5 protein-coding genes are annotated in these 9,320 nt (G+C 50.6%); 2 read left to right on the top strand and 3 right to left on the bottom strand.

The annotated features are described in order from the left end of the window. Both addB and QM529_02930 read left to right on the top strand, forming a co-directional pair. The coding region (gene addB / locus QM529_02935; GenBank protein MDI9313618.1) for a double-strand break repair protein AddB at positions 1–2,829 on the top strand (2,829 nt) is incomplete at its 5' end. Beyond that, entirely contained in the window at positions 2,822–6,127 is a 3,306-nt protein-coding gene (locus QM529_02930; GenBank protein ID MDI9313617.1) for a UvrD-helicase domain-containing protein, read from the top strand. The genes addB and QM529_02930, both read left to right, overlap by 8 nt. A 17-nt stretch (positions 6,128–6,144) precedes the next feature. Here the strand turns inward: QM529_02930 and gltX are convergent, their stop codons facing one another. The 3 genes from gltX to QM529_02915 form a co-directional block, all read right to left on the bottom strand. Then, positions 6,145–7,497: a glutamate--tRNA ligase gene (gene gltX / locus QM529_02925; GenBank protein MDI9313616.1), complete on the bottom strand. Its 1,353-nt coding sequence runs from the start codon at positions 7,495–7,497 to the stop codon at positions 6,145–6,147. A 48-nt stretch (positions 7,498–7,545) separates the two neighbouring features. Further along, positions 7,546–8,553 (bottom strand): cysteine synthase A, encoded by a 1,008-nt coding sequence (locus tag QM529_02920; protein ID MDI9313615.1) that lies wholly within the window; start codon positions 8,551–8,553, stop codon positions 7,546–7,548. Between the two features lie 32 nt (positions 8,554–8,585). Then, positions 8,586–9,320, bottom strand: a 735-nt coding sequence (locus QM529_02915) for a hypothetical protein (GenBank protein MDI9313614.1), incomplete at its 5' end; no start/stop codon positions are given.

The raw sequence follows: 9,320 nt of genomic DNA, 5'->3' as shown, positions 1-9,320 counted from the left end.
GATGTGTTGGCGGCCATCGACGATGAAGAGGTAGCCATGATGTTCGACAATAATGGCGCGGGCGGCATCGGCATTGTTGGCGGGGTGATAGACAACCTGGCCGACCATTGGAAACATATATTGGATTTTTTAAAAATCATCGTGCCGCGTTATGACGCCATGATTGCCGAAAGCGAATCGACATCTGGCACCGGGGGCGTGGTGGAGATGGCGGCATCGCCGCCGCTGGACCGAGAACAATTGCTCAACCGCCGTATGCTGGCCTTGGCCGATTATTACGACCGCGTTCGCCCCGAACAACCGGTTATCATCGCTGGCTCCACCGGTTCGCGCGCCAGCACGCGTAGCCTGATGCGCTCGGTGTTGCAATTAAAAAATGGCATGGTGATATTGCCGGGCTTTGATAAGGAAATGGAAGATGATGTTTGGAAATTTTTGGCCGCCGCGTTTGACGGCGCGGAAAATAATAATAAAAAAGAATCGCGGCCAAGCGCGCTGTTTATTTCATCGGCGATGGTTCACCCACAACGCACCATGGTGCATTTGTTACAATGGTTGCGGGTGCCACGCCAGGCGGTGCAATATTTTCATGCCGAGGCCGTGCCCGATGCTATTGCCGCGCGGCAAAAACTTTTGGCAGAAATTTTCCTGCCGCCGATAAAAAATTGGTTGGCACGCGCCGATGAAAAATTACCGGCCATAATTACCACCGCGATGCAGGCCGTGACGATATTGACCCTGCATGATAGGGAGGATGAGGCGCGGATGATAGCGCTGGTCATAAAAAAACAGCTGGTCGAAAATAATAAAACCATCGCGGTTGTAACCCGCGACCGGCAATTGGTGCGCCAGTTGCGGTTGGTGTTGCAGACCATGGGGGTCGAGGTTGAGGATAGTGCCGGCACACCATTTTGGCAAACCCCGTTGGGTATTTTTATTTTTATTGCCAGCCATTTTTTCAGCCACATCAACCAACGTCATTTGAAATCTCTGCTCCTCCACCCGTGGACAATGCCGGGCGATATAAAAAAATCGGCGAGCGCAACCTCAAGCGATGAAAAAAACGCCGCGCGGCAATTTGCCAGTTTTTTGGTGGTCGAGGTATTGCCACGACTGCGCGGCCCATTAACCGCCGAGAAGTTGCAGGCCGCCATCACCACCCCCGACGACGACCGACAAACAAAACCAGACGCCAAAGACATTGCCTTTCGCCAGGCGGTCACAAATTGGTTGTCGCCGATTTATGATTTGCTCAATAAAAAAGACCATCACCAACCAAAACCGATAACCCAGTGGTTGCAAGAATTCATGGTATTTGTGCAGGCCATCACCGCCGCCGCGCCACAGGATATTTTTGCCGGTGATGCCGGAAAAAAATTACAAATTATTATCGACGGGTTAATCAGCGACCACCAGGCGGTTGGCGGCGTGGATAATTTTTTAATGACGCGGGTTGATTTTCATGATTGGTTTTACGAATTGTTGGTTGATGAAACCCTGCACCGCCCATTTTTACAAATTCCGCGTTTGAATATTGTTGGCCCGTTGGAATCGCGCCTGTTAAAATTGGACATCACGATATTGGCGTCGTTGAGCGAGGGCATATGGCCGCGCGCCGCAACCCCCGACCCGTGGTTGCCGAAACCAATTCGCAAGCGATGGGGATTGCCGAGCGATGAAGAAAAATTATCCTTGGCGGCGCATGACTTTGCGACCAATTTTTTATCGCCCGAGGTGTTCTTGCTCAGCCATGAAAAAGAAAACGGCGTGCCGTTGGAAAAATCCCGCTGGTTGCAACGGCTGGAGGCCTTGCTCGCCGTTTATCATCAACAGGCGATAGATGTCGCGATGAACGCCCGCGCCGCCGAATGGTATGGCGCGTTGCAAGCTTACGATGACATCGAACATCAATCACCGGCGCACCCTATTGTGCGGCCGGCACCGACACCGCCGCTTGAGATGCGACCGCACCGCCTCAGCGTGACGCAAATCGAAAAATGGCAGGCCAATCCTTTTTGGCTTTATGGTAATAAAATTTTGTCGTTGCGCAAACCCGCCAGCATGGACGATGACACCATGGCCCAGGACAAGGGAAAATTATTGCACCAGGTGTTAAAAGAATTCCTATGGCAAAAAGACAAACACCAAGGGCGCGAAGAGGTGTTGTTGTTTAATTTGTGCGATGAGGTTTTGCGCGATTACCAGTCGAATGTTGCCAGCGGCGGCGGGGCTGGCGGCGTGGCCGGTGCCGTTTTCTGGCGTGATTTGTTTTATGAATCTTGTAAATTTTTTTGGCAGGGTTACCAGCAAGCGGGTATTGCCGAGAGCCTGGTCGAGGTTACCGGCTCGGCCGCGTTACCGGTTGCTGGTTACGATTTTACCTTAACCGCGCGCGCCGACCGAATTGATATTCACAACGATGGTCATGTGGCGGTGGTTGATTATAAAACCGGTGGCCTGCCGACACAAAAAAAACGTCAGGCCGGTGAAAGTTTGCAATTGCCGTTGGAGGGGTGGTTGGTGCAGAACGGCGGTTTTGCTGGCGTGCGTGGTGATGACTCGCCGATTGATTTAGCATTTTTACAATTGCAGGGGCGAAAATCAAAAAGCGAATCATTCGCCGCCAGCACCAAAAAAGATTCGTTGGCTAGCGACGCCTTGATAAACCAAGCGATAGAAAAATTGACCGAGCTGGTAAAAAACTTGGCCGATGCAAATTACGGCTTCATTGCTAACGAAGGCGAAAAATACAATGATTATGATTTGTTGGCGCGCGAGGGCGAATGGGCCAGCGGCATTGGTGAGGAGGAGCAAGACAATAATGAATGATATGCTCAACACCGAATTGACCGTGCGGGTGACGACGCGCGAAACCACCGCGACCAGTTTAACGCTGGCGCAACGCCAGGCGATAGACAGCGATTATTATGTTTGGGTTGCGGCCTCGGCCGGCAGTGGCAAGACCAAGGTGCTTATCGACCGCGTGCTTCATCTGTTGTTGGTTGGTCATCGCCTGCGCGATATTTTAATCATCACCTTCACCCGCGCCGCCGCGGCCGAAATTAAAAATCGGCTTGATAAAAAATTGGCCGAATGGACATTTGCCCCCGACAAACAATTGGCTGAGGAAATAAAAAATATTCTTGGCGGCAAATGGCGCGACGATGAAAAAAATAAAAAATTGAGTATTGCGCGCGGCCTGTTTCTGCGCATGATGGATGAAAAACAAAACTTAACTATCAACACGATACATGGGTTTTGCCAACAATTATTAAATTATTTTCCGCTCGAGGCGGGTGTGCCATTTGGTTTTCGCTTGGCCGAGGAAGATGAAGCAAAAAAATTACGCAACAATGCTATCGACACGACATTGCTTCGCACCGACGCGATGGTCGCGCCGCTTATCAGCGAGGTCAAACGCTATTGGCAGGACGCAAGCCAATTACGCCAGATGATAGAAAAATTATTGGCGGATAGGCGCGCATTACGCAACGAAAAAATATTAGGGCACGATGAGCTAGCATTTTGGCAGAAAAATTTTGGCTGGCTATCGGCGGATGAGGTCGAGGAGCAACAGGCCGCACGGCAAGCCTTACTGGCGCAGATTACAGCAAAAGATTTTTTGAATAAGGACGGCAAGACCATCAGCAAAACAAAGCGTAAAAAATTTTCTGAGGAGGACGAAAGCACCGCGAGCGCGATAGATGATATTGATGCGGTCCTGGCCGCCGCCGAATCGGCCGGTAAAAATTACGTTGTCTTGGCGTTGGCGATAAAAATTCTTGACCATTATGAAAAAATAAAATTTGAAAATGGGTTACTCGATTATGATGATTTGATTATCAAGGCCGGCGATTTGTTGGCCGATGAAAAAAATATTCACCCCTGGGTGCAATATAAAATGGCTGGCGCGGTGAAACATCTTTTGCTTGATGAGGCGCAGGACACCAGCCCAAGCCAATGGCGCGTCGTCGAAAGTTTGGTCGATGGGTTTTCGGTTTTGCAGAAAAATAAAGGCGACCATGGTTTTTTGGTGGTGGGCGATGTCAAGCAATCGATTTTTGGTTTTCAGGGGGCCGATGTCGCGGTTTATCAATATTACAAAGAAAAATGGCAACAGCATTTCGCCAGCGATTTCCGCGCCCTGCCGTTTGATATTTCTTTCCGTTCGGGCAAAAATATTTTGCAATTTATTGATAAGGTTTTTGCCGATAAAAATTTTGCCGCATCACACCAGGCGCACGACGCCGATTTGCCGTCGCAAGTTATTATCAAAAAATTTGCTTCTTATGCAAAAGAAAATAAAGAAGAAGAAAATAGAAAAAATGACCTGCGCGATTATATCGCCGGTGTGGCAAAGGATATTAAACAACAAATCGATGGCGGGGTGATTGTTGCACGTGGCGCGCCGCGCCGTGTGGTCGCGGGGGATATCATGGTGTTGATAAGGGAACGAAACCCATTGCAGGCACCGTTGGTCGCGGCGTTAAAAAAAATTGGCGTGCCAGTGGCGGGGCGCGACCGCATTACCCTGCGCGACGAATGGTTGGTGAAGGATTTGCTCAACCTTGGTCAATTTGCCCTGTTGCCGAGGGTTGATTTTTATTTGGCCAATTTGTTGGTGTCGCCACTTTGCGGATTGTCTTACGTCGAATTGGAAAAAATTGCCTTGGGTCGCGATGGCACGCTTTATGATTCGTTGCGCAATCATGCGGATAAAAATCGGGATGGTTGGTGGCCGGCGTTGGTGGCGTGGCTTGATAACATTGCCGGCGCGGCGACGCAAAAAAATGCTTTCGAATTTTTTTATAATATATTGCAATCGCCTTGCCCCTATCGCTACGGCGATAAATCCTTTGTCGGTTCGGGGCGCGCCATGTTGTTGGCAAGATGGGGCAGGGAGGAAGCGGAGACCATCAATATTTTTTTGGATAGGTTGTTATCGTTAGAAAAAAATAAAATTAATCATTTGGCGGCGGCGTTGGATAATTTGCTGGCCGACGACAGCGAAATAAAAAAAGAAACGGCGAGCGACCAAAATGCCGGCGTGCGGATTATCACCTGCCACGGCGCGAAGGGGTTGGAATCGCCGATAGTTTTCCTGCCCGATTATATTCCTGACCGCAGTAAACCAGATATGGCCTTGATGCGGGCGGATTCACAGCCGCCGCTTTTTTTATCGGCCGATGAAAAAAAACAACATGACGGTTGGCAGAAACAAAAAGAACGGGCGCGTGCCGAGGAATGGCGATTGCTTTATGTCGCCCTGACCCGTGCCAAAAATTTATTGGTGATAAGCGGTTTTGGCAAAAACCAAGAGGAGGAGAACACAAAGGGCGAGGCAACGGCATATAAAAATAGTTGGTATTATTTATGTCAGCGCGCCATGGCGGATTTGCCGCACGAGATAATAGATGACACGATGGTTCATGGCGACGCACCGATTATGAAATCGGCCGCGGCACGTCCCACCGACCCGTCGGCCAAGAAAAAAACGGGCGATATGGACTGGCTGACAAAAAAAATGAATTTGTCTTACGCGCGGCCGAATGCCCCCGCCGACGAAGCGACGCCACAAGGTTTTACAAACGGCACGCGCCCTTTGCATAAAAATGACGCGACGCAAAAAGGTTTGGCGGTGCACCGATTGTTACAATTGCTGACAACCATTGATAAGGAACAATGGCAGGCGGCGACGACAAAAACCATTGCCAAAGAATTTCCCGCGATGGCCAACCAGCAGGAAGAATTATTAGCGGAGGTTGCTGGCGTGCTTAACCATGGCGCGGGGTTAGACCAGCGCGGCACACCAAACCTGCCCGATGATTGGCGCGATATTTTTATGCCAACCGCCGATGGCAAATTGTTTTTGGAGCAGGAGGTCATGGGCATGGTGGCCGGCGCGCCGAGGGTGGGGCGGTTGGATAGAATGCTTATCACGCCGCGCGAGGTAAAAATTCTTGATTACAAAACATCGGCGGCGGCGATTACCACCATCGCCCAGGTGCCAGCAAGTTATAAAAAACAAATGATGGAATATCGCGCGCTGTTGCAATTGGTTTATCCGCAGAAAAAAATCCGCACCGCGCTGTTATTCACCAACGGCTTGCGTCTTATCGAAATTTAACTTGCGTGGCGCAATTTTTAATTTGCCTGTTGCAGGCGCGCCAAGGTTTTTGCCCGCCCCAAAAGCAAAAAAATATCGGCGATGGTCGGGCCATCTAACCGACCGGTCAGGCCAAGGCGAATCGGGTGGAAAAGGTCCTTGCCTTTTTTTCCTGATTCGGTTTTTATTTTTTCTAAAAAACTATTGATGCTGTCGGCGGTTAAATTTTCTGGCAAATGGGCGGCCATCAGGGCGAGCAATTTCTTTTCATCGTCGTTCGGTTTATAGTCGTTGAAAAAATTATCGCTCAAGATATTTTGCCAGGCCGCCAAATCATCCTTACCCATCACGCCGCCGCGAATTTTTTGCCATTGTTGGTCGTCGATGCTTCCCATCGCCGGCGCGCCATAAAAACTTATCGCGCCCGGCAAATCCAGCCCGCCAAGAATTTTTTTATTCAGGGCGATAAGGTCGTCTTCAAAAAACTTGGGTTCGGCCTTGCCAAATTTTTTTACATCGACGCTGGCGATTAAATCCGCCATCGTTTCATCGCCCCGCGCCACGGTCGGCAAACCTAAATGGGCAAGATAGGATAATATGGCGCGCGGGTGGACTCCTTGGGCGCGAAAATCCTTAATCGATTTTGCCCCCAGACGTTTTGATAATTTGCCGCCCGCACCATCGACCATGCGCGGTAAATGCGCCATGGTCGGGGCGGCGTAACCCAAGGCCGCAAACAATTGAATCTGCGCCGCCGTGTTGGTCAGGTGGTCGTCGCCGCGCAAAATCATCGTCACCCCCAGCAACCCATCATCAACCACCGACGACAACGTATAAAGCGGTGCACCATCGCCGCGCACCAACACCGGGTCGGAAACAATATTTTTTGGAAATTGCACCGCGCCCTTGCCCAGGTCTTGCCACGCCATGTCTTTATCCTCCAGCAGAAAACGATAATGGGGTTTGCGGCCGGCCTGCTCGAACGCTAAAATTTTTTCGCGCGTTAATGTTAACGACGCGCGGTCGTAACGCGGCGGCTTGCCGGCGTTTTCTTGGGCTTTCCGCGCCAGTGCCAATTCCTCCGGCGTTTCGTAACAGGCATAAAGCCGGCCGTCTTTTTTTAATTTTTCTACCGCCGCTTCATACAACGCCAGCCGGTCGCTTTGCCGATAAATTGCATCGAATGAAAACCCAAGCCACAGCAGGTCATCCTGAATCGCCTGGGCATATTCGGCGGTTGAACGTTCGCGGTCGGTATCGTCCAATCGCAAAATAAATTTTCCATCGTTGCGGCGTGCATGCAAATAATTTAGGAGCGCGACCCGCAGGTTGCCGCCGTGCAAAAAACCGGTCGGGCTTGGGGCAAAACGGCAGATGGTGTTACTGGTCATAAATATTATAGCGAATGGAATGGCGGGGCATAGCGCCCCAATAATTTGTTAGCCCAACCATGATGGTAGCGGCAAGTTTTTTTCGCGCAAAAACGCCGGGTTAAAAAGTTTCGATTGATAACGCGCGCCCGAATCGCACAAAATGGTGACGATGGTTTTGCCCGTACCCAAGGTTTTCGCCAATTTGACTGCGCCGGCGATATTAACCGCCGATGACCCACCGAGGCATAAGCCCTCGTCCTGCAACAGGTCAAAAATATAGGGCAGGGCTTCCTGGTCGGTGATTTGAAATGGATGGTCAATTTTTAAACCAGCGAGGTTTTCGGTAATGCGCCCTTGACCGATGCCCTCGGTAATCGAACTGCCAGTCGAGGTCAACTCCCCCGTGGTGTAATAATTATAAAGCGATGCCCCCATTGGGTCGGCCAAGCCAATTTTTATATTTTTATTTTTTTCGCGTAATTTTTGCGCAATGCCGGACAATGTGCCGCCGGTGCCAACGGCGCAAATAAAACCATCAATCTTGCCATCGGTTTGTTCCCAAATCTCCGCGCCGGTGGTTTCGTAATGCCCCTGGCGGTTGGCGACATTATCAAATTGGTTGGCCCATAACACGGGTGCGCCGCCCATGTCGGCCAAATCCTCGGCCATGCGGCGCGATGTGTGGATGTAATGTTTCGGGTCGCTGTATTTGGTTGGCGGCACCTCGACCACCTCGGCACCAATCAAGCGCAAGAAATCTTTTTTTTCTTGTGACTGGCTATCGGGGATAACGATGATGGTTTTTATGCCCAGGCTGTTGCCGACCAGGGCAAGGCCGATGCCGGTGTTACCCGCCGTGCCCTCGACCACCGTGCCGCCTTTTTTTATTTTGCCGTGTTTCAATGCGTCCTCGATAATTGCCTTGGCGGCGCGATCCTTGACCGAGCCACCCGGGTTCATGAATTCGGCCTTGCCATAAATATTGCAACCCGTCATGGCCGAGGCCTTGCGCAATTTTATGAGCGGCGTGTTGCCGATGGCATTGATAAAATCTTCTTTTAAAAAATTATTCATGGTAATTCGCCCCTAGGCTATTTTTTTGGCGGTTAATGTTCCCTGATGGCATGAAGATAGAGCAATTCGATGCGTAAGGCAAGGGGGACGGGGTTTTGCGCCAGCCATGTTTTTATCGTCTGTTGTAATAATTTTGGTTGCGCAAAATAACTCGGGATGCCGATAAGGCTGTTGGTCAGGGCCATGGCCCGCGCGTCGGTCAGAAGCGTTTTTGCGTCATTGTAGGTCAGGGTGATGTGGTCGCCGTCGGCGATGATGGCAGAAAATTTGGCCTGGCCAAGGGCGGCGATAAGGTCGGCCACTTGATGTCGCGGAAAAAACCGCATCGTGGCGCGCGGGTTATTGACCATTTCGGCGCGCAGGAATGATTGTTCCAATTCGGCCAGCCCCTCGCCGCCGAGCGACACGGCCTGAAAAAAACCGCCGATTTTTAACGCGCGATGGTATGACGCCAAATCATCGGCGCGGTCGCCGCCGTAATGCCACGCCATGAAATCAATTATTGCGTCGTATTTGTTGTCGGCATCGGGCGGGGTGGCTTGCTCATCAATAATGCTATCGGGGTAAAATTTCTGCAGGCGCGGCGCAAGCGCGAAGCCATCAACAAAAAAATTGCGGCAAAAAATATTTTTTAGTGGTTGCTTGATGGGTAGCAGGTGGTCGATAACTTCATCGCTGGCGAGGTCGAATAAAAATCGGTCGTTTTTAATATTATTGGCGCGCGTGATTTTTGCCGCCAATTTCTGTGGGTCACAAAAATTTTTCAT

This window comes from Hydrotalea sp. (genome assembly GCA_030054115.1).
Classification (GTDB): Bacteria; Pseudomonadota; Alphaproteobacteria; order JASGCL01; family JASGCL01; genus JASGCL01.
Note: the sequence above shows the minus strand (reverse complement) of the source record. Positions and strands in the feature narration are given on the sequence as shown.